The organism is Burkholderia sp. AU17457 (assembly GCF_002223255.1).
GTDB classification, from domain to species: Bacteria; Pseudomonadota; Gammaproteobacteria; order Burkholderiales; family Burkholderiaceae; genus Burkholderia; species Burkholderia sola.
The window spans coordinates 1,834,987-1,852,027 of the sequence record NZ_NKFB01000005.1 but is presented as its reverse complement, the minus strand read 5'-3'; the positions used below and the strand labels follow the sequence as shown (position 1 = coordinate 1,852,027).

General features: G+C 63.8%; 17 protein-coding genes and 2 pseudogenes. 12 read left to right on the top strand and 7 right to left on the bottom strand.

Annotated elements, in window-relative coordinates; genetic code table 11:
• The first annotated feature begins 710 nt into the window (after positions 1–710).
• From CFB49_RS35955 to CFB49_RS25610, 4 genes and pseudogenes are all read left to right on the top strand, one after another.
• Positions 711–1,220 (top strand): SMI1/KNR4 family protein, encoded by a 510-nt coding sequence (locus CFB49_RS35955; protein ID WP_143329321.1) that lies wholly within the window; start codon positions 711–713, stop codon positions 1,218–1,220.
• A 141-nt stretch (positions 1,221–1,361) separates the two neighbouring features.
• A pseudogene (locus CFB49_RS25615) lies at positions 1,362–1,738 on the top strand (immunity 22 family protein).
• A gap of 218 nt (positions 1,739–1,956) precedes the next feature.
• Positions 1,957–2,241 carry an antitoxin Xre/MbcA/ParS toxin-binding domain-containing protein gene (locus CFB49_RS35945; protein ID WP_212195556.1) on the top strand — a complete coding sequence of 95 codons (285 nt, stop codon included), beginning with the start codon at positions 1,957–1,959 and terminating at the stop codon, positions 2,239–2,241.
• Positions 2,242–2,716: 475 nt separating this feature from the next.
• Positions 2,717–2,938, top strand: a complete 222-nt coding sequence (locus tag CFB49_RS25610) for a hypothetical protein (protein ID WP_059721886.1) — start codon at positions 2,717–2,719, stop codon at positions 2,936–2,938.
• A 96-nt stretch (positions 2,939–3,034) separates the two neighbouring features.
• Here the strand turns inward: CFB49_RS25610 and CFB49_RS25605 are convergent, their stop codons facing one another.
• A complete protein-coding gene (locus tag CFB49_RS25605) occupies positions 3,035–3,688 on the bottom strand; it encodes a hypothetical protein (RefSeq protein WP_089492645.1) in 654 nt (217 codons plus the stop codon).
• Between the two features lie 785 nt (positions 3,689–4,473).
• Between CFB49_RS25605 and CFB49_RS25600 the strand changes: the two genes are divergently transcribed.
• The 6 genes from CFB49_RS25600 (at position 4,474) to CFB49_RS25575 (ending at position 9,979) form a co-directional block, all read left to right on the top strand.
• On the top strand, positions 4,474–5,592 hold the full coding sequence (locus tag CFB49_RS25600; protein ID WP_050012348.1) for a branched-chain amino acid ABC transporter substrate-binding protein: 1,119 nt from the start codon (positions 4,474–4,476) through the stop codon (positions 5,590–5,592).
• A 183-nt stretch (positions 5,593–5,775) separates the two neighbouring features.
• A complete protein-coding gene (gene livH / locus CFB49_RS25595; protein WP_006749488.1) occupies positions 5,776–6,702 on the top strand; it encodes a high-affinity branched-chain amino acid ABC transporter permease LivH in 927 nt (308 codons plus the stop codon).
• 11 nt (positions 6,703–6,713) lie between these two features.
• On the top strand, positions 6,714–7,985 hold the full coding sequence (locus CFB49_RS25590) for a high-affinity branched-chain amino acid ABC transporter permease LivM (RefSeq protein WP_089492644.1): 1,272 nt from the start codon (positions 6,714–6,716) through the stop codon (positions 7,983–7,985).
• A complete protein-coding gene (livG, locus tag CFB49_RS25585; protein WP_069617390.1) occupies positions 7,982–8,755 on the top strand; it encodes a high-affinity branched-chain amino acid ABC transporter ATP-binding protein LivG in 774 nt (257 codons plus the stop codon). Before CFB49_RS25590 ends, livG begins: the two co-directional genes overlap by 4 nt.
• Positions 8,755–9,456, top strand: a complete 702-nt coding sequence (locus CFB49_RS25580) for an ABC transporter ATP-binding protein (protein WP_006484776.1) — start codon at positions 8,755–8,757, stop codon at positions 9,454–9,456. Before livG ends, CFB49_RS25580 begins: the two co-directional genes overlap by 1 nt.
• A 172-nt stretch (positions 9,457–9,628) precedes the next feature.
• A complete protein-coding gene (locus CFB49_RS25575) occupies positions 9,629–9,979 on the top strand; it encodes a VOC family protein (protein ID WP_069617389.1) in 351 nt (116 codons plus the stop codon).
• A gap of 30 nt (positions 9,980–10,009) precedes the next feature.
• Here the strand turns inward: CFB49_RS25575 and CFB49_RS25570 are convergent, their stop codons facing one another.
• The 3 genes from CFB49_RS25570 to CFB49_RS25560 form a co-directional block, all read right to left on the bottom strand.
• The gene (locus tag CFB49_RS25570) at positions 10,010–10,417 is read right to left on the bottom strand and encodes a DUF2000 domain-containing protein (protein ID WP_089436896.1); all 408 of its coding nucleotides are present in this window, start codon (positions 10,415–10,417) and stop codon (positions 10,010–10,012) included.
• Positions 10,418–10,461: 44 nt separating this feature from the next.
• Positions 10,462–11,319: an AraC family transcriptional regulator gene (locus CFB49_RS25565; protein ID WP_089492643.1), complete on the bottom strand. Its 858-nt coding sequence runs from the start codon at positions 11,317–11,319 to the stop codon at positions 10,462–10,464.
• 73 nt (positions 11,320–11,392) lie between these two features.
• Positions 11,393–12,310, bottom strand: coding sequence for an AraC family transcriptional regulator (locus tag CFB49_RS25560; protein ID WP_089492642.1), 918 nt, complete (start codon positions 12,308–12,310; stop codon positions 11,393–11,395).
• Between the two features lie 101 nt (positions 12,311–12,411).
• On the opposite strand from CFB49_RS25560, the gene CFB49_RS25555 reads away from it, so the two are divergent.
• Positions 12,412–13,161: an SDR family oxidoreductase gene (locus CFB49_RS25555; RefSeq protein ID WP_089492641.1), complete on the top strand. Its 750-nt coding sequence runs from the start codon at positions 12,412–12,414 to the stop codon at positions 13,159–13,161.
• A gap of 73 nt (positions 13,162–13,234) precedes the next feature.
• On the opposite strand, the gene CFB49_RS25550 is transcribed toward CFB49_RS25555, so the two are convergent.
• Positions 13,235–14,536, bottom strand: a complete 1,302-nt coding sequence (locus CFB49_RS25550; protein ID WP_069617384.1) for an aspartate aminotransferase family protein — start codon at positions 14,534–14,536, stop codon at positions 13,235–13,237.
• 77 nt (positions 14,537–14,613) lie between these two features.
• Here CFB49_RS25550 and CFB49_RS25545 point away from each other — a divergent pair, with 77 nt between their 5' ends.
• Positions 14,614–15,498 (top strand): LysR family transcriptional regulator, encoded by an 885-nt coding sequence (locus CFB49_RS25545; RefSeq protein ID WP_179234945.1) that lies wholly within the window; start codon positions 14,614–14,616, stop codon positions 15,496–15,498.
• Between the two features lie 13 nt (positions 15,499–15,511).
• Here CFB49_RS25545 and CFB49_RS25540 read toward each other — a convergent pair.
• Positions 15,512–15,712 (bottom strand): annotated as a pseudogene (locus CFB49_RS25540) (isochorismate synthase); the annotation flags it as partial.
• Positions 15,702–16,943 carry an MFS transporter gene (locus tag CFB49_RS25535; protein WP_089492639.1) on the bottom strand — a complete coding sequence of 414 codons (1,242 nt, stop codon included), beginning with the start codon at positions 16,941–16,943 and terminating at the stop codon, positions 15,702–15,704. The gene CFB49_RS25535 and the pseudogene CFB49_RS25540, both read right to left, overlap by 11 nt.
• Between the last annotated feature and the right edge of the window lie 98 nt (positions 16,944–17,041).

Below are 17,041 nucleotides of genomic sequence, written 5' to 3'. Positions count from 1 at the left end.
GGATCAGTCGAATTTCTCTGAAATAGAATTTGAGGGCCCGTCGTATCAAGAGTTGGGGATTTATTGCAAGGGTGGTGGGAAGTTTGTTGGAAAGCAAGGGGTGCGTAGGAATTTAGATGATATGACGATATTTTCCAATCCACAGCTTGTTCGGCGTATAAATTTGTATCTTTCCGGATACGTCGAAAAAGGCACGGCATGGAACTCGCGATTGGTGAAATCGATTATTGAGAAAGAAGGGATGGATTGGTGGGTAGACGGAATAAACGCATGCAATGACAAAGCAGATGCGGTTGCGCTTGTATACAAAGAGTGGTGTACCAAAAAGAAACGATGAAATTGTATCGGTCTGGCGTGGCCGTCGAGGAATACTCACCGACTAGCTGACTCGCACACACCTACGACGGGCTTGGAAATCGTGTCAGCACGACGATTTCCGGCGAGCGCACGATCGATTGGCTGCATTACGGCTCGGGACATGTGCACCAGATTCGTTTCGATGGTGCCGCCGTTGCGGACATTGAACGGGATGATCTGCATCGCGAGGTGCTACGGACGCAGGGCAAGCTGACGAGCCACTTCGGGTATGACGCGGGTGGGGCGCCATGCGCGGCAAACTGCGCGGCGAGGTACGGCTGGAATTTGGTGCCGGTTCAGCGGAAAAGCCATCAGGAATTGTTCAATGCATTCTGGAAAGATTTTGACGGGTTATGAATAAATTGAGTATTCTTGTTGAGAAAATAAAATCGGATTGGTCTGTTCCGAGAAGGGCTGTTCATTTTGGTCAGGAGTGTCCATTTTTATTGAGATCCGACTTTTCTGATGGCATCGCTGGTGATGTGGCGATCGATGGTGTTCCGGATTCTGCGTGTGAGCTCACGCAGTTTTGGAAAATATCCGAGCGAGCAGATTTATTCAAGGATGATGAGTGCGGGCAATGGGGCGTTGAGATATTGCCACCTCAAGATGCAATTGAAGAAACGACGAAGCAAAGACAGATAAGGGGGCGAGAGTTTCTGGATGGTGATGTTGTGTTCGCTCGTTTTTATGGAGATTCCGACTTGCTTCTGATGGATTCCGTTGGTGCTGTTTACGTCGCTTTACCTTTGGATCATAGAGGTGACTGGCCGCAAGTGGCAGATTCTTTTGAGGATTTTTTGGAGAAGTTGACGAACTCTCAGGGGGGCAAATATTGGGGGCCGCCAAAGGGAAGTCGCTAAGTGGGGCGAGGCGATATCGTATGTAATGCATCAACGCTGCATGCCTGTATGACAAGGCAGGCCGAATCAGTCGGAAGTGTTTCGCTGGGATGCGTCGACGACCTTCCCGTGGGTCTTCGGCCGCCGACGGAGTAAGGAAGAATGGAAAAAGCTAATAAAGTATCAGTCTGGGTCGGGAAGTTCACTGACGACGATGATCTTACGGACTACATCGAGAACGCCTACGACGAGAACGGTACTCTTCCAATCAGTTTCGAGACGATACCGGAATTGATTGGATTGACGATGACTTCCGTGAGGCGGGCATGCTGCAACCGGATCTAAGCCTCCAAAAGAATCTTGTAGGATTTTCTTGGGTCGATAGTTTTGCGGACGTTCTGATTCCCGAGCTCGAAGCTATGCGCAGTGTTGATGATAATGGTCTGATCCTACTTTATAACTTCGAGTACGAGGACGCAGAAAGTGCCCGTCTTGCCTCCCGCATGCGCTTCGTCGGGACGTTTGATTTTCAGAAGTAGGCTTGGTGGTGTAGTTCAAAGCGGAGAGATCGAAGTAAGCTTGCCGCTGGTAAGAATATCGACGTCAGCATAGTGGATAAAACGGATCGAACTCGGTGAACTATGCGATTGTATTTTTGCTACTTACAAGCAGGGAAATATAATGGCGATGATGGTTTTCTTGTTCCGCTGGCATGTATCCCGCGCGATGCTGATCTAATTTTTTGATGGAGTCTAAGTTGATCCGACTCGAACAGTATTATTCTGGTGACGATGTTTGGGGAAATTTCTCTGATCTATTTGCGAAATATAGGGGTTTTCCAGAGGTTCATGATCTTGCCAGAGATTTGAATGATCAACTTGATCTTGCTTATACAATTTACTGGGTCGCTGGCCCAAATTCTGCTGGGAAGTGGATAAATTCGAATGTTCCGGCACTCGACAATCTTCGCCCCATTGATTGTGCTGGCAACCCGGAGTTGATTAAGCGTCTGCGCGAATGCCTAATGCGCATGCCATCTTAAAGATGACGGCAATGGCTCCGTTGGTCTCGCGATAGAGGGGGGCGGGCTTGTCGCACGCAAGCAGCGGCTATGCGCGACGCACAATCACGGTCGAATCGTTTCAAATTGTCACGTTCCGATCAATCGTATTTCGAGGCAATCTGACCGGCGTCGAATTGCCTACCGTTGGTGTCAACATGCGCAATAACCAGAAAACTGACCAAGCCGCGTACCTATGCCCAATGGCTAACGTGCGCTCAAATGGGCGCCAATGATGGTTTAATGAGCAATGTCCAACTGATGATGATCGTGTTGCCTGCAGTGCACGCGAACGGAAGCGCCAGACGCGCCGATCTTCTACGAAGCATCGCTCCCATCGACTCACCAACAAAGGAGGAATCCAAACCATAAAAACGCCGCGGTAAACGAGCGCGGGCCGCAAGTGCTACCAACACTCACGACCCGCTAACCACAGCCAACTTTCAAGGAGTTGCCCATGGCTAAGCCGAATCATAAAGCACGACCACCGAAGACGGAACGTTTCGTCACGATCCAGGAGATGTGGGGTACCCCGAAGACCATGGATCCGAGGCCGGAGACGTTTTATCCGTACATGAAGATTGGTGGAATGTGGCTGATCAACGATGCGTGTTTTGTTCCGGGCCGCAAGGCGCGGATCGATATTGAGCCGGGGAGGCTGATCATCACGCAGTTGTAAGCGCAACGCCGCGGGATGCGGCCGCGCTGCGCGACGTCGCGCAGCGCGCCGGACGGGGCAGAGCAGCCGTAAGCGGCAGCCACCCAAAACCCCGCATCACCAACCGATATCGCAGGACGACCGCGATGTCCCCGCACCACCGGTAGCCGTGCACTTCGTCCCCGATCCGTTGTCGTAGAACGTCCGCGTCTCCGGTTGCGGCACCGATGGATCGAACGGATTCGGCGCCCCGTGCGGACCACGCGGCGCATCGTACGGTCGCTGTGGCGCATACGAGCCGCCGCTTCCAGCCGGTCGAGAGCCGTTCGCGCGCAGGTATTCATTCCAGTTCTGTTCGCGCTGCTCATATCCAGGCACTGCGCGGCCAAAACTATCGCTCCCGCCCGCACCAAGCGCGACGCGGTTCGGGGCCGAGACAAAATCGGGTTCGTGTTTAAAAGAAGGCGGCGATTCCACGAGCGCATCGCTTGTCACCCGCACCGGCCGCGTATCAGGCGTATCGAACGGGCTACGTTCGTCGGGCGCAGCGAACTGCACCCGTCGACGGCCCACACGCGCCGCACGTCCATCATCCCGAGCAGCCGCATGCCGCTCCGAGCGAAACACATTGGCACCGGCCGACCGATCGGTCAGCGCATCGCGTCCTGAAGCATGGGAAGCAGAAACAGAAAGCGCGCAAGCGATCGCGGCGGCGGCGGAAGACAAGCGAACAGGGCAATTCATGGGCGATCCGAAGCAGGTGATGTGCATTGAACAAAACGGCAGATCACTGGCTGGCGGCTGGGCGACGAGGGGGCGTCGAAGCGGCCCTGAAGCGACTGCGAGGCGCGGCGGGCGCGACTTGCAGGGGAGGCTGGCTGGATTGCAGAAGCGAGCCCGTATTATTTCATGGAAATCTCAAAAACCTTTCAATCACACTAGCTTGGTTGGCAAACAGAAAGATTTTCCGTCTCATCGAGCGCCCCGTCCTGGTGCGCGCTCGCACAATCGTCAGTTGATTGATTTTCACCAAGCAGCCCCTCGGTAGCCCGAAAAATGCGAAGCCGAGAACCGCCCATCGCCAAACACTAAGTCCAGCAAGGAACCCACCCTAATCCTCCTACCGAATAGCAACCCGATTGCACCCAAAGCAAACGCTCCCGTCTCGCTGAGGTTGCGCCCCCATCGCCACCCACCCATCTCAAAAACGTACGTGTTTTCCCTCAGTCGACAGGCATTTTTGACAGACGATTGAAAAACGCCCATATAATTTCGGCTGCCTTGCCAACAGCTGTCGGACCATCCCTCCGAACGAGCGATTTGGCAAGCGGGGCAGGCGAAACGCTTGCGCAATGCAAGACGCATCACGATGTCTTTCCGAACCAGACGTCCCCTTCGGGGACTGCAAGAGCCGGGCCCCGCTACGCAATATTCCGCTGGAGTTCCGTCTTCTATGTGTCTCGGGCGTGTCCCATGTCCTCGCCCCGGGTGCTGTTCGATTGCGCAAGTCATGCCGCCTTTGCCCGTATGACTAAACAACATCGAGGAGCTCCCAGATGACGCTGTCCCGTCTTACGTCCATTTCCGTCGCCGCCGTGCTGTTCGCCGCCGGCGCCGCCGCCGCGCAAGCGGAAACCGTGAAGATCGCCATCGCCGGTCCGATGAGCGGCTCGGTCGCCCAATACGGCGACATGGTGAAGGCTGGCGCGCTGACCGCGATCGAACAGATCAACGCGGCAGGCGGTGCGGGCGGCAACAAGTTCGAAGTCGTGCTGATGGACGACGCGTGCGAACCGAAGCAGGCCGTCGCCGTCGCCAACAAGATCGTCAGCCAGAAGATCAAGTACGTGATCGGCCACGTGTGCTCGGGTTCGACGATTCCCGCGTCCGACATCTACGAGAACGAAGGCATCGTGATGGTCACGCCGTCGGCCACCGCGCCGCAGCTGACGGAAGGCAAGAAGCGTCACTTCATCTTCCGCACGATCGGCCGCGACGACCAGCAAGGCCCGGCTGCCGCGCACTACATCATCAACAACGTGAAGCCGAAGAAGGTCGCGGTCCTGCACGACAAGCAGTCGTACGGCCAGGGCATCGCGTCGTCGGTGAAGAAGGACCTCGAAGCCGCGAAGATCCCGGTCGTGCTGTTCGAAGGCGTCAACGCCGGCGATTCGGACTACTCGGCGATCATCACGAAGCTGAAGTCGCAAGGCGTCGATTTCGTCTACTTCGGCGGCTACCACCCGGAAATGGGCCTGCTGATGCGCCAGGCGCGCGAGCAGGGCGTGAAGGCGACGTTCATGGGGCCTGAAGGCGTGGGCAACAAGGACGTGACGGCGATCGCCGGCCCGGCTTCGGAAGGCATGCTCGTGACGCTGCCGGCCGACTTCTCGGCCGACCCGGCCAACGCGGCGCTCGTGAAGGCGTTCGCGGACAAGAAGCGCGACGCGAACGGCCCGTTCCAGATGCCGGCGTACGCAGCGGTGAAGATCATCGCCGACTCGATCGCGGGAGCGAAGACGACCGACCCGACGAAGGTCGCCGCGTACATGCACAAGACGACGTTCGACACGCCGATCGGCAAGGTCGCGTATGACGCACAGGGCGACCTGAAGGCGTTCAAGTTCGTCGTCTACACGTGGCACAAGGACGCGACGAAGACCGCCGCCAAGTAACAACGGAGTATCCGCCCGCGCACCCGCCCCGTCCGAAACCCGGACGGGGCGGGTGCGTATTGGTCGCGCCTCTGACCCGTGCGCGCCAAAGGGCGGCCCGAGACGACACCGTGCGTTGCGCGCGGCCGATCGCCGTGATCCGGCGACGGCACGCGACCCAGCGCCAACGGGAGCTTCCCGCACATGACTGACTTCTTTCCCCAATTCGCCCAGCAGCTGGTCAACGGCCTGACGCTGGGTGCGATCTATGCGTTGATCGCCATCGGCTACTCGATGGTCTACGGCATCATCGGCATGATCAACTTCGCCCACGGCGAGATCTACATGATCGGCGCGTACGTGGGCCTCGTGACCCTCACGGCGATCGGCATCTCCGCCGGTTATCCGCTGCCGCTCGTGCTCGGCGCCGCGCTGATCGTGTCGGTGATCGTCACCGGCCTGTACGGCTTCGCGGTCGAGCGCGTCGCGTATCGCCCGCTGCGCGGCGGCCCGCGTCTCGTGCCGCTGATCTCCGCGATCGGCATGTCGATCTTCCTGCAGAACTACGTGCAGATCGGCCAGGGCGCGCGCGACGTGTCGGTGCCCGTGCTGATCTCCGGCGCGTTCGAGATCCATCTGGGCGGCGACTTCGACGTGACGATTCCTTATGCGCGCCTGCTGATCGTCTGCGTGACGCTGGTGCTGATGATCGCGCTCACGCTGTTCATCTCGCATTCGCGGATGGGTCGTGCGTGCCGCGCGTGCGCCGAGGACATGAAGATGGCGAACCTGCTCGGCATCGACACGAACCGCGTGATCTCGTTCACGTTCGTGCTCGGCGCGATGCTGGCGGCCGTCGGCGGCGTGCTGATCGGGCTGACGATCGGCAAGCTGAATCCGTATATCGGCTTCGTCGCGGGCATCAAGGCGTTCACCGCCGCAGTGCTCGGCGGGATCGGCAGCATCCCGGGCGCGATGCTCGGCGGCGTGCTGCTGGGCCTCGCCGAAACCTTCGCCGCAGGCTACATGCCGGCCGAGTACAAGGACGTGGTCGCGTTCGGCCTGCTCGTGCTGATCCTGCTCTTCCGCCCGACTGGCCTGCTCGGCAAGTCGGACATCGAAAAGGTTTGACGGAGACGCAGATGAGTCAAGTCATTTCCGTTCGCCGCCCGGCCGCCGACGCGTCGGTCGGCCAGGCGCTGAAGAATGCGGTGGCCGCCGCGATCCTGACGGCGCTTCTCACGATTCCGGTGCTCGGGCTGCAGTTGAAGCTCGAAGGCTATCAGGTGGTGCTGACGCCGCACTGGCGCCCGGTATGGATCGCGGTCGCGGCCGTGTTCCTGTTCCAGTTGTTCAAGCCGTGGCTCGTGCGCGCGAAATCGGCGGTGAAGCTGCCGGCGATGCCCGCGATGGGCGCGCAGCAGCAGCGCGTGATCATCTGGGTGCTGCTCGCCGTCGGCCTCGTGTGGCCGTTCTTCGGCTCGCGCGGCGCGGTGGACGTCGCGACGCTCGCGCTGATCTACGTGATCCTCGGCCTCGGGCTGAACATCGTGGTCGGTTTCGCGGGGCTGCTGGACCTCGGCTATGTCGGCTTCTATGCGGTCGGCGGCTATACGTACGCGATGCTGAACCAGTATTTCGGGCTGTCGTTCTGGGAATGCCTGCCGATCGCGGCGATCGCCGCGGCGACGTTCGGCTTCCTGCTCGGCTTCCCGGTGCTGCGCCTGCGCGGCGACTATCTCGCGATCGTCACGCTCGGCTTCGGCGAAATCATCCGTCTGCTCGCGAACAACCTGACGAGCCTCACCGGCGGCCCGGACGGCATCTCGAGCATTCCGAAACCGACGGTGTTCGGCTTCGAGATGGCGCGCTCGGCGAGCGTCGAAGGCGCGAAGACCTTTCACGAACTGATCGGGCTGGAATACAGCGGCGAGCACATGGTGATCTTCCTGTACCTGATCGCGCTGGTGCTGGTGGGCTTCACGCTGTTCGTGACGAGCCGCCTGATCCGCATGCCGATGGGCCGTGCGTGGGAAGCACTGCGCGACGACGAGATCGCGTGCCGTTCGCTGGGCCTGAACCCGACGCGCATCAAGCTGTCGGCGTTCACGCTCGGCGCGGCGTTCGCGGGGATCGGCGGCGCGTTCTTCGCGGCGCGTCAGGGCCTCGTGAATCCCGAATCGTTCACCTTCATCGAATCGGCGCTGATCCTCGCGATCGTCGTGCTCGGCGGGATGGGCTCGCAGCTCGGCGTGATTCTCGCGGCGATCCTGCTGACCGTGCTGCCGGAAGTCGCGCGCGGCTTCGCCGAGTACCGGATGCTGATCTTCGGTCTGGTGATGGTGTTGATGATGATGTGGCGTCCGCAGGGCCTGCTGCCCGCGAGCCGTCCCCACGTGGAGCTGCCGCAATGAGCGCGAATGCAGAACTGTTGAAGGTCGCCGGGCTGCAGATGCGCTTCGGCGGGTTGCTCGCGGTGGACGGGATCGATTTCGACGTGCGCCGCGACGAGGTGTTCGCGATCATCGGGCCGAACGGCGCGGGCAAGACCACGGTGTTCAACTGCGTCGGCGGCTTCTACAAGCCGACCGGCGGCGACGTCGTGCTCGACGGCCATGCGATCGCGGGCCTGCCGAGCCACCAGATCGCATTGAAGGGCCTCGTGCGGACGTTCCAGAACATCCGCCTGTTCAAGTCGCTGACCGTCGTCGAGAACCTCCTGGTCGCGCAGCATCGCAAGGTGAAGGCCGGCCTGCTGCACGGCCTGTTCGCGACGCCCGCGTATCGTCACGCGGAGAAGGAAGCGCTCGAACGCGCGGCCGTGTGGCTCGACCGGATGGGACTGACGTCGGTCGCCAACCGGCCGGCCGGCACGCTGTCGTACGGGCACCAGCGGCGTCTGGAGATCGCGCGCTGCATGATCACCGAGCCGCGCCTCTTGATGCTCGACGAGCCGGCGGCCGGCCTCAACCCGCAGGAAAAGATCGAGCTGCAGCACCTGATCGACAAGCTGCGCCGTGAATTCGGCGTATCGGTGCTGCTGATCGAACACGACATGAGCCTCGTGATGGGCGTGTCCGACCGCATCCTCGTGATGGAGCACGGCCGGCCGATCGTGATCGGCACGCCGGAGGCGGTCCGCAACGACCCGCGCGTGATCAAGGCGTATCTGGGGGAAGAGTGATGCTGAAGCTGGAACAGGTCCATACGCACTATGGCGCGGTCGAAGCGCTCGCGGGCGTGTCGATCGAGGTAAACAAGGGCGAGATCGTCACGCTGATCGGCAGCAACGGCGCCGGCAAGACGACGCTGATGATGACGGTATGCGGCACGCCGCGCGCGTCGTCGGGCCGCGTGCTGTTCGAGGGCAACGACATCACCGCGATGTCGACGCACCAGATCATGCGGCAGGGGATGGCGATTTCGCCGGAAGGGCGGCGCGTGTTCCCGAGCCTGACAGTGCTCGAGAACCTGAAGATGGGCGGCTTCTTCGCGAGCCGTCACGAGATCGACGACGGCATCGAGCACGTGTTCAAGCTGTTTCCGCGGTTGAAGGAGCGCGCGGCGCAGCGGGCCGGCACGATGTCGGGCGGCGAGCAGCAGATGCTCGCGATCGGCCGTGCGCTGATGAGCAAGCCGCGTTTGCTGCTGCTCGACGAACCGACGCTCGGTCTCGCGCCGCTCGTGATCGCGCAGATATTCGACATCATCCGGACGATTCGCGACGAAGGCGTCACGGTGTTTCTGGTCGAACAGAACGCGAACAAGGCGCTCGGCGTGGCCGATCGCGGCTACGTGCTCGAAACGGGGCGCGTGGTGCTGGCCGACACGGGCGCGAACCTGCTGGCGAACGACCGGATCAAGCAGGCGTATCTGGGCGGGTGATCGACGGACGCCGCCGGCCTGCAACGGGCCGGCGGTTTTTTGCATCGTTTCCGGATGCATCGGTATTCGTTCGGTACGGCAGGCGCCATGCCCGTTTATGCGGAAAATCCGTAGCCGATTCGGCTTCGATCGTAGTCAAATCGGCTACATCCTTGCTTCGCGGAGACAAGCGATGAAAGTCAAACGAATCGTCGCCAACATCGACACACGTTCCATCGACGACGCAAAGCGCTTCTATCAGCACATCTTCGGTCTCGATCTGCTGATGGATCACGGCTGGATCGCGACCTACGGCAATGCCGAACGGATGGACGTGCAGATCAGCTTCGCGTCGCAGGGCGGGTCGGGCACGCCGACGCCCGACCTGTCGATCGAGGTCGACGATCTCGACGAAGCGCTCGCGCGCATTCAGGCAGCGCGCATCCCCGTCGAATACGGCCCGGCCGACGAGCCGTGGGGCGTGCGGCGCTTTTTCGTACGCGATCCATTCGGTAAGCTCGTGAACGTGCTCGTTCACCGCTGATTGCCGAAACGGCGGCGTTGCACGACGCATTTACGCATGCAACGCCAGCCCCTTCACCGCCTTGTCGACGGCCTTCTTCGGCCCGTGCAACGCCAGGCCGACCAGATCGGGATTGTCCGCATCCTCGGCGCGAAACGCTTCGCGGTTGGCCGCATCGTGCCCGGTCGAGAACATTGCGCGCACGTAGGGCACGATCGTCAGCTCGCGCGACAGCGCCTGCCGGTGCGCGGCCTGCAATCCGTTCAGGTCGGCCGCGAACACCAGCATCGGCTGGCCGAGCATCCGGCCGTAGCGGCGCCCGGCCGCATCCTCGTAAGGCTCGCCGAGTGCGTCGGGCGCACCGGCCGCGACGCCCGTCGCGAGAAACGCGACCACGTTGAGTTTTTGCCACGCGGCGAGATCGTCGCGCACGATCAGCGCTACTTTGGTATCGAACATGCTTGCTCCTGGTTGGAGCGCCCATGATCGGACGTCGTGCGTGATCAGTCTGGAACGTTTGTGCAGAGTTGCCGGTACGCGGCCGGCGTGATCCGGTACGCGCGTCGGAACCAGCGGCCGAGGTGGCTCTGGTCGGCGAAGCCGACGTCGGCGGCCGCCTGCGCGGGCGTGCGGCCGGCCGCCAGCAGCTTTCGTGCGGCGCGCAGCCGCAAGCGCACGAGGTACGCGTGCGGCGACGTGCCGAACGCGCGCTGGAACATCCGCGTCAGCCGGAACCGGTCGATGCCGGCGACGCTCGCGAGTTCGTCGAGGCCGATGTTGCCGTCCATGTGTTCGTGCAGCAGATCGCGCACGCGTACGATCGCGGGCGGCACGACGCCGCTTTCCAGCGCGGGCGGGCCGCCCAGCTGGCTGCCGAGCCGCATCAGCAGGCGATCGAGCGTCTGGTCGCGCGCGAGCCGGCCTTCGTTGTCGTGGATCGCGAAGAATGCGTTCCGGATCGCGTCGACGAGGCCGCGATCGTCGACGAGCGTATGGCCGAACGTGGCTTCGACGCTGCCGAGGCCCGGCAGGTCGAGCCGGCGCGCGGCGCGCTCGACCCACGCTTGCGGCAGGTACAGCATCCCGTACGTGAAGCCGCCGGCTTCGGGCGCGTGGCCGTCGTGCATCGCGCCCGGCTCGATCAGGATCGCGCGGCCCGGCACGCTCGTATGCAGCGAGCGGTGACACTGGAAGCGCTGCACGCCCTGTTCGGTGAAGCCGACGAGCATGTCGTCGTGGTCGTGCGCATCGTACGCATGGCCGTTGAAATGCGCGTGCAGGCTTTCGATGCCGGTTTCCGCGTCGCGGCGCGCGACGAGCCAGTGGTCGGTCGCGCCGACGGCCTTGGCGTCTGTCGTCATCGGGCGCCTCGTACGTCGTCGTTGCGTGACGGAACGGGGTTGCAGGTGGCGGAACGGGGCAGGCGAGCGCGGTTCATGCTTCGCTCACCGTCGCCTGTTCGTCGCGCGCGTATTGCGCGGGCGGCCGGCCGACGTGCCGCGCGAACGCGACGCTGAAGGTGCTCGCCGAACTGTAGCCGACGCGCGCCGCGATTTCGGCGATGCGGCCTTCGTTGCGGCGGAGCAGATCCTTCGCGAGCGCCATGCGCCACGTGAGCAGGTATTCCATCGGCGCGACGCCGACCGCGCGGCTGAAGCGCTCGAAGAACGTCGAGCGCGACAGCGCGGCTTCCTTCGCGAGCTCGACGATCGTCCACGGGTGCGCGGGGCGTTCGTGCATGCGCCGCAGCGCCGCCGCGAGTCGGCTGTCGGCGAGCCCGCGCACGAGGCCGGGCGACGCGTGCGTGCCGGTCGTGAAGCGCATCGCCTCGATCAGCAGCACTTCCAGCAGGCGCGCCAGCACGATTTCGCGGGCAGGCCGCTGCGCGCGCGATTCGTCGCCCACCAGTTGCACGAGCGTGGTCAGCCGCGGCTCGTCGCGTACGTGCACGAAGCGCGGCAGCAGCGACACCAGCAGCGATGCATCGGGCGAACCGAAGCTGCAGTTGCCGGCCATCATTCGCGTGTCGACCGGGTTCGCGGGATCGCCGATCCGGTATTCGCCGGGGGCGACCATGACGGGCGGCGCGGTGTCGACGCCCGGCGGTGGCGGTTGGAGGCTCGACATCGCGACGCCGTAGGCGGCCGGAATCAGCATGAAATCGCCGGCCAGCAGCTCGATCGGCGCGTGCCCGTCGATCGCGATCCGGCAGCCGCCGTCGAGGACCACGCAATAGAACGGCTCGCCGGCGACCGTGCGGTTGATCGCCCACGGGCTCGCGCCGCGCACGTACTTCGCGTACCGCGCGCCCGGTTGCAGCAGCGTCACGACTTCGGTCAGCGGGTCGATCATCGCCGGACTCTCGCAAAAGAAAAGCGGATTTTAGATTGTAGCGAATACGGCGCCGGCCCTCTATCGTACGGGCACATGCTCAACACACCCCAGGAGTTCGCATGAAGACCGTACTGATTACCGGCTGTTCTTCCGGCTTCGGCCTTGAAATCGCCCGCTATTTTCTGGCGCGCGACTGGCGGGTCGTCGCGACGATGCGTACGCCGAGCGACGACGTGCTGCCGCCGTCGGAGCACCTGCGCGTGCTGCCGCTCGACGTGACGAACGCGGACAGCATCCGCGCCGCCGTCGACGCCGCCGGCCCGATCGACGTGCTCGTCAACAACGCGGGCTTCGGCGCGGCCGCGCCGGCCGAACTCATGCCGCTCGACACGGTGCGCGCGCTGTTCGACACCAACACGATCGGGACGATCGCGGTGACGCAGGCCGTGCTGCCGCAGTTTCGCGCGCGCGGCGCCGGCGTGGTCGTGAACGTCACGTCGAGCGTTACGCTGAAGGCGCTGCCGCTGGTCGGTGCGTACCGGGCGAGCAAGGCGGCGGTGAACGCGTTCACCGAATCGATGGCGATCGAACTCGAGCCCTTCGGCGTGCGCGCGCATCTCGTGCTGCCGGGCCGCGCGCCCGATACGCGTTTCGCGGACAACGCACGGGGCAACATGCACGGCTTCGAGCACGAAGCGTATGCGGACTTCGTCGGCAAGGCCGTCGCGCGGATGCTCGATGCGTCAGGGCCGATTACCCATGCGCAGGACGTCGCCGAAGCCGTGTGGCGCGCGGCGACCGATCCGTCGAGCCCGATGCGGATGCCGGCCGGCGCCGATGCGCTAGCGTGGGCGGCGGAAGCGGGCTGAACCAAACGACATCCGTCGCACCGATCGATTGAACCGGTGCGGCGGATCGCGTGAGGTCGAAAACAGCGTTACGTTAAAGCGCGCGCGTGATCGCCTGCTCCAGCAGCGACAGGCCGAGGTCGATCTCGTCTTCGCTGACGGTCAGCGGCGGCGCGATCCGGAACACGCCGCCCATGCCGGGCAACTGCACGATGTTCATGCTGAGCCCGAGCTTCATGCATTCGCGCGTGATCTTCGCGCCGAGCCCGTCCGCCGGCTCCTTGGTCCGGCGATCCTTGACGATCTCGACGCCGAGCAGCAGTCCGCGCCCGCGCACGTCGCCGATGCAGTCGAAGCGCTCCATCAGGTCGAGCAGCCCGCGCCGCAGCCGCTCGCCCATCGTGTTCGCGCGCGCGACGAGGCCGTCGCGCTGCACGACGTCGAGCACGCGCAGGCCGACGGCGGCCGGCAGCGGGTCGGATACGTGCGTCGTGTAGAACAGGTAGCCGAGCTCGTGCGCGCGTTCCTCGATGGCCGCGGACGTCACCATCGCCGCGAGCGGCAGCCCCGCGCCGAGCGTTTTCGACAGCGTCAGGATGTCGGGTGTCACGCCGTCGCGCTGGCACGCGAACATCGTGCCGGTGCGGCCGACGCCCGTCTGCGCTTCGTCGAGGATCAGCAGCATCCCGCGCGCCTCGCACTTGCGCTTGAGCGCGGCCATATAGCCTTCCGGCAGCTCGATGATCCCGCCCGAACTGAGAATCGGCTCCGCGATGAACGCGGCGAGGTTGCCGCTCGACTGGCGGTCGATCAGGTCGAACGCGTAGTCGAGTTCGGCGAGCGGGTCGTACGCGCCGTTGCGCTCGAAGCGCGGCCGGTACGCGAACGGCGCCGGAATCGCGAACGAGCCGACCGACGCCGGTCCGACACCCTTGCGGCCGGCGCTGTACGTGGCCGACGCGGCGGCGCCCGTCATCCCGTGCCACGACTGAGCGAAACCGACGATCTCGTACTTGCCGGTGACGAGCTTCGCCATCCGGATCGCCGCCTCGTTCGATTCCGCGCCGGTGCTGAGCAGCAGCGCGCGGTCGAGCCCGGCGGGCGTGATGTCGGCGAGGCGCGTCGCGAGATCGACGACCGGCCGCGACAGCATCCCGCTGAACAGGTGATCGAGCTTGCCCGCGTATTCGCCGATCACGGACACGATCTCCGGATGGCTGTGGCCGAGCACCGCGCTCATCTGGCCCGACGTGAAATCGAGGATCGCGCGGCCGTCGGCGTCGTAGACGAAGCTGCCTTTCGCGCGCTCGACGATCATCGGCTCGAACGTGCCGCCGTAGCGGACCAGATGCTGCCTGGCATGGCGCCAGAAGGTTGCGTCGTCGTTCAGGGACATGGGCGTCTCCGGGCAAAAGGGCAGGGATCGCTTGCAGTCTAGGCGCGCGTCTGGTTTGATGGAAACGAATAGTTCTAATGCAAGCTAGAAAAGAGGCTAATACCTTGGCGCTTTCGCTCGAAATCGACCTGCTGCGCTCGTTCGTCGTGATCGCCGAGGTGCGCGCGCTGAGCCGCGCGGCCGTGCGCGTCGGCCGCACGCAATCCGCGCTCAGCCAGCAGATGAAGCGGCTCGAGGAGGCCGTCGACCAGCCGCTGTTCCAGCGCACCGGCCGTGGCGTGGTGCTCACGCATCCGGGCGAGCGGCTGCTCGTGCATGCGCAGCGCATCCTGCGGCTGCACGACGAGGCGATGGCCGATCTGTGCGGCACGGGGCTGTCGGGGACGATCCGGTTCGGGTGTCCGGACGATTACGCGCAAGTGTGGCTGCCGTCGCTGCTGCGGCAGTTTTCGAGCCAGCATCCGCAGGCGATCGTCGAAGTCGTCTGCGGGCCGACGCCGCGGCTCGTCGAACACCTGGAGAAGCGCGCGGTCGACCTGGCGATGATTTCCGTGCCGGACGACGGTGCGACCGGCGACATCATTCGTCGCGAGCAACTGGTCTGGATCGGCTATCCGGGGCTCGAGCCCGCGCATTTCGATCCGCTGCCGCTTGCGCTGTCCGACCGCGATACGCTCGATCACGTTGCAGCGTGCGACGCGTTGAAACGCGCCGGCCGCGACTATCGCGTCGCGTATGCGAGCAGCAGTCTCGCCGGGCTGATCGCGCTGGTGCGTTCGGGACAGGCGTTCGCGGTGATGACGCAGACGGCCGTGCCGGCCGACGTCGCGATAGTCAACGGCGATCCGCATTTGCCGCCGTTGCCGGCCGTGGGCATTACGCTGCGGTTCGACCGGAAGCGGCCGTCGCACCTGACGGCCGCATTCGCCGACCATATCCGGCAAACGCTGCCGTTGCTTTGACGGTCGACGCGGATCAGTCGACCATCGACGAAGCCGACACCTGCGTGCGGCCACGCGTCTGCGCGGCCGCATCGCGCACGCGGATCGTCGCCTGCATGCCCGACAGCTTCAGTTCGGTTTCCTGAAATGCGTTGACCGGCTCGGATTCGGCGACGATGCCGCAGCCCGCGAACAGCCGGCACGCGCCGTCGGCGGGCGCCGCATCACGCACGGCTCAACCGCCGCGCGGCCATCCATGCAACGACGAGCAGCACCGCGACATACGCGGCGACGCTCGTCCACGCGCCGCGCTGCCAGAACGCGCCGCCGACCGAGCCGAGCACGCTCGACCCGACGTAGTAGGCGAGCAGATACAGCGAAGCCGCATGCCCCTTCGCGGCGCCCGCGAGCGCGCCGACCCAGCCGCTCGCGACCGAGTGCGCGACGAAGAAGCCGATCGTCACGAGCACGATGCCGACGACGATCGCGACGAGCGAGTGCGACAGCGTCAGCGCGAGGCCCGCCGCGAACACGACGATGCCGCTGACGAGGACCGGCGCCCGCCCGAGACGATCGGCGAGCGCGCCGGCGCTCGATGACGACACCATCCCGAACAGATACGCGCCGAAGATCAGCCCGCAGGCGGTCGGGCTCAGGTTGAACGGCGCCGCCATGAGCCGGAACCCGGCGTAGTTGTAGATCGTCACGAACGCGCCCATCACGAGGAAGCCGATCGCGAACACGAACGGCAGGCGCGCGTGACGCAGTTGCGCGTGCCACAGCCGCAGGTGGTGACGCAGCGTCAGGTCGGTGCGCTTCACGAAGCGTCGCGACGCCGGCAGCAGCATCACGAATGCGAGCGCCGCGAGCAGATCGACGACACCGATCGACAGCATCGCCGTTCGCCACGAAAAGTGCTCCTCGAGCGCGCTCATCCCGATCCGTCCGATCATGCCGCCGAACGCGGTTCCGCCGACGTAGAGCCCCATCGAGAAGCCGAGCCCGTCGGCGGCGATTTCTTCCGCGAGATAGGCCATCGCCACCGCCGGCACGCCCCCAAGCGCGAAGCCTTCGAGCGCACGACAGACGAGCAGCAGGTGCCAGTTCGGCGACAGCGCGGCGAGCAGATTGAACAGCGCGGCCAGCGTCATCGACGCGAACATCAGCCCGCGCCGCCCGACCCGTTCGGACAGCGCGCCGGCGCACAGGATCGACACCGCGAGCATCCCGGTCGACAGCGATAGCGACAGCGAACTCGACGCCGCACCGACGTTGAATTCGCGGGCGAACGCGGGAAGCAGCGGCTGCACGCAATACAGCAGCGAGAAAGTGGCAAAGCCGGCGAGGAACAGCGCGAACGCGATGCGCTTGTACGCGGCCGAGCGCGGGGACACGCCGGCCGGCAGCGCATCGGGCGCGGAGGGTTGCGTACCGGGCATGGATCGGGAAATCGAAGCGGAGGACATGAAGGCACTCGATGTGCGACGGAATACACGAATTCTTGCGCACGGTCATGTATATGTCCAATATATGAAATGAACCGCAGCAATATGTTTTAACACTG

Coding starts and splice junctions, on each gene's coding strand:
- CFB49_RS25535 (WP_089492639.1), bottom strand. CDS start 16,943: ATGTCCTCCGCTTCGATTTCCCGATCCATGCCCGGTACGCAACCCTCC.
- CFB49_RS25575 (WP_069617389.1), top strand. CDS start 9,629: ATGAAAGTCAAACGAATCGTCGCCAACATCGACACACGTTCCATCGAC.
- CFB49_RS25545 (WP_179234945.1), top strand. CDS start 14,614: ATGCAAGCTAGAAAAGAGGCTAATACCTTGGCGCTTTCGCTCGAAATC.
- CFB49_RS25555 (WP_089492641.1), top strand. CDS start 12,412: ATGAAGACCGTACTGATTACCGGCTGTTCTTCCGGCTTCGGCCTTGAA.
- livH (WP_006749488.1), top strand. CDS start 5,776: ATGACTGACTTCTTTCCCCAATTCGCCCAGCAGCTGGTCAACGGCCTG.
- CFB49_RS25560 (WP_089492642.1), bottom strand. CDS start 12,310: ATGATCGACCCGCTGACCGAAGTCGTGACGCTGCTGCAACCGGGCGCG.
- CFB49_RS25600 (WP_050012348.1), top strand. CDS start 4,474: ATGACGCTGTCCCGTCTTACGTCCATTTCCGTCGCCGCCGTGCTGTTC.
- CFB49_RS25590 (WP_089492644.1), top strand. CDS start 6,714: ATGAGTCAAGTCATTTCCGTTCGCCGCCCGGCCGCCGACGCGTCGGTC.
- CFB49_RS35955 (WP_143329321.1), top strand. CDS start 711: ATGAATAAATTGAGTATTCTTGTTGAGAAAATAAAATCGGATTGGTCT.
- CFB49_RS25605 (WP_089492645.1), bottom strand. CDS start 3,688: ATGCACATCACCTGCTTCGGATCGCCCATGAATTGCCCTGTTCGCTTG.
- CFB49_RS25610 (WP_059721886.1), top strand. CDS start 2,717: ATGGCTAAGCCGAATCATAAAGCACGACCACCGAAGACGGAACGTTTC.
- livG (WP_069617390.1), top strand. CDS start 7,982: ATGAGCGCGAATGCAGAACTGTTGAAGGTCGCCGGGCTGCAGATGCGC.
- CFB49_RS25580 (WP_006484776.1), top strand. CDS start 8,755: ATGCTGAAGCTGGAACAGGTCCATACGCACTATGGCGCGGTCGAAGCG.
- CFB49_RS25550 (WP_069617384.1), bottom strand. CDS start 14,536: ATGTCCCTGAACGACGACGCAACCTTCTGGCGCCATGCCAGGCAGCAT.
- CFB49_RS25570 (WP_089436896.1), bottom strand. CDS start 10,417: ATGTTCGATACCAAAGTAGCGCTGATCGTGCGCGACGATCTCGCCGCG.
- CFB49_RS25565 (WP_089492643.1), bottom strand. CDS start 11,319: ATGACGACAGACGCCAAGGCCGTCGGCGCGACCGACCACTGGCTCGTC.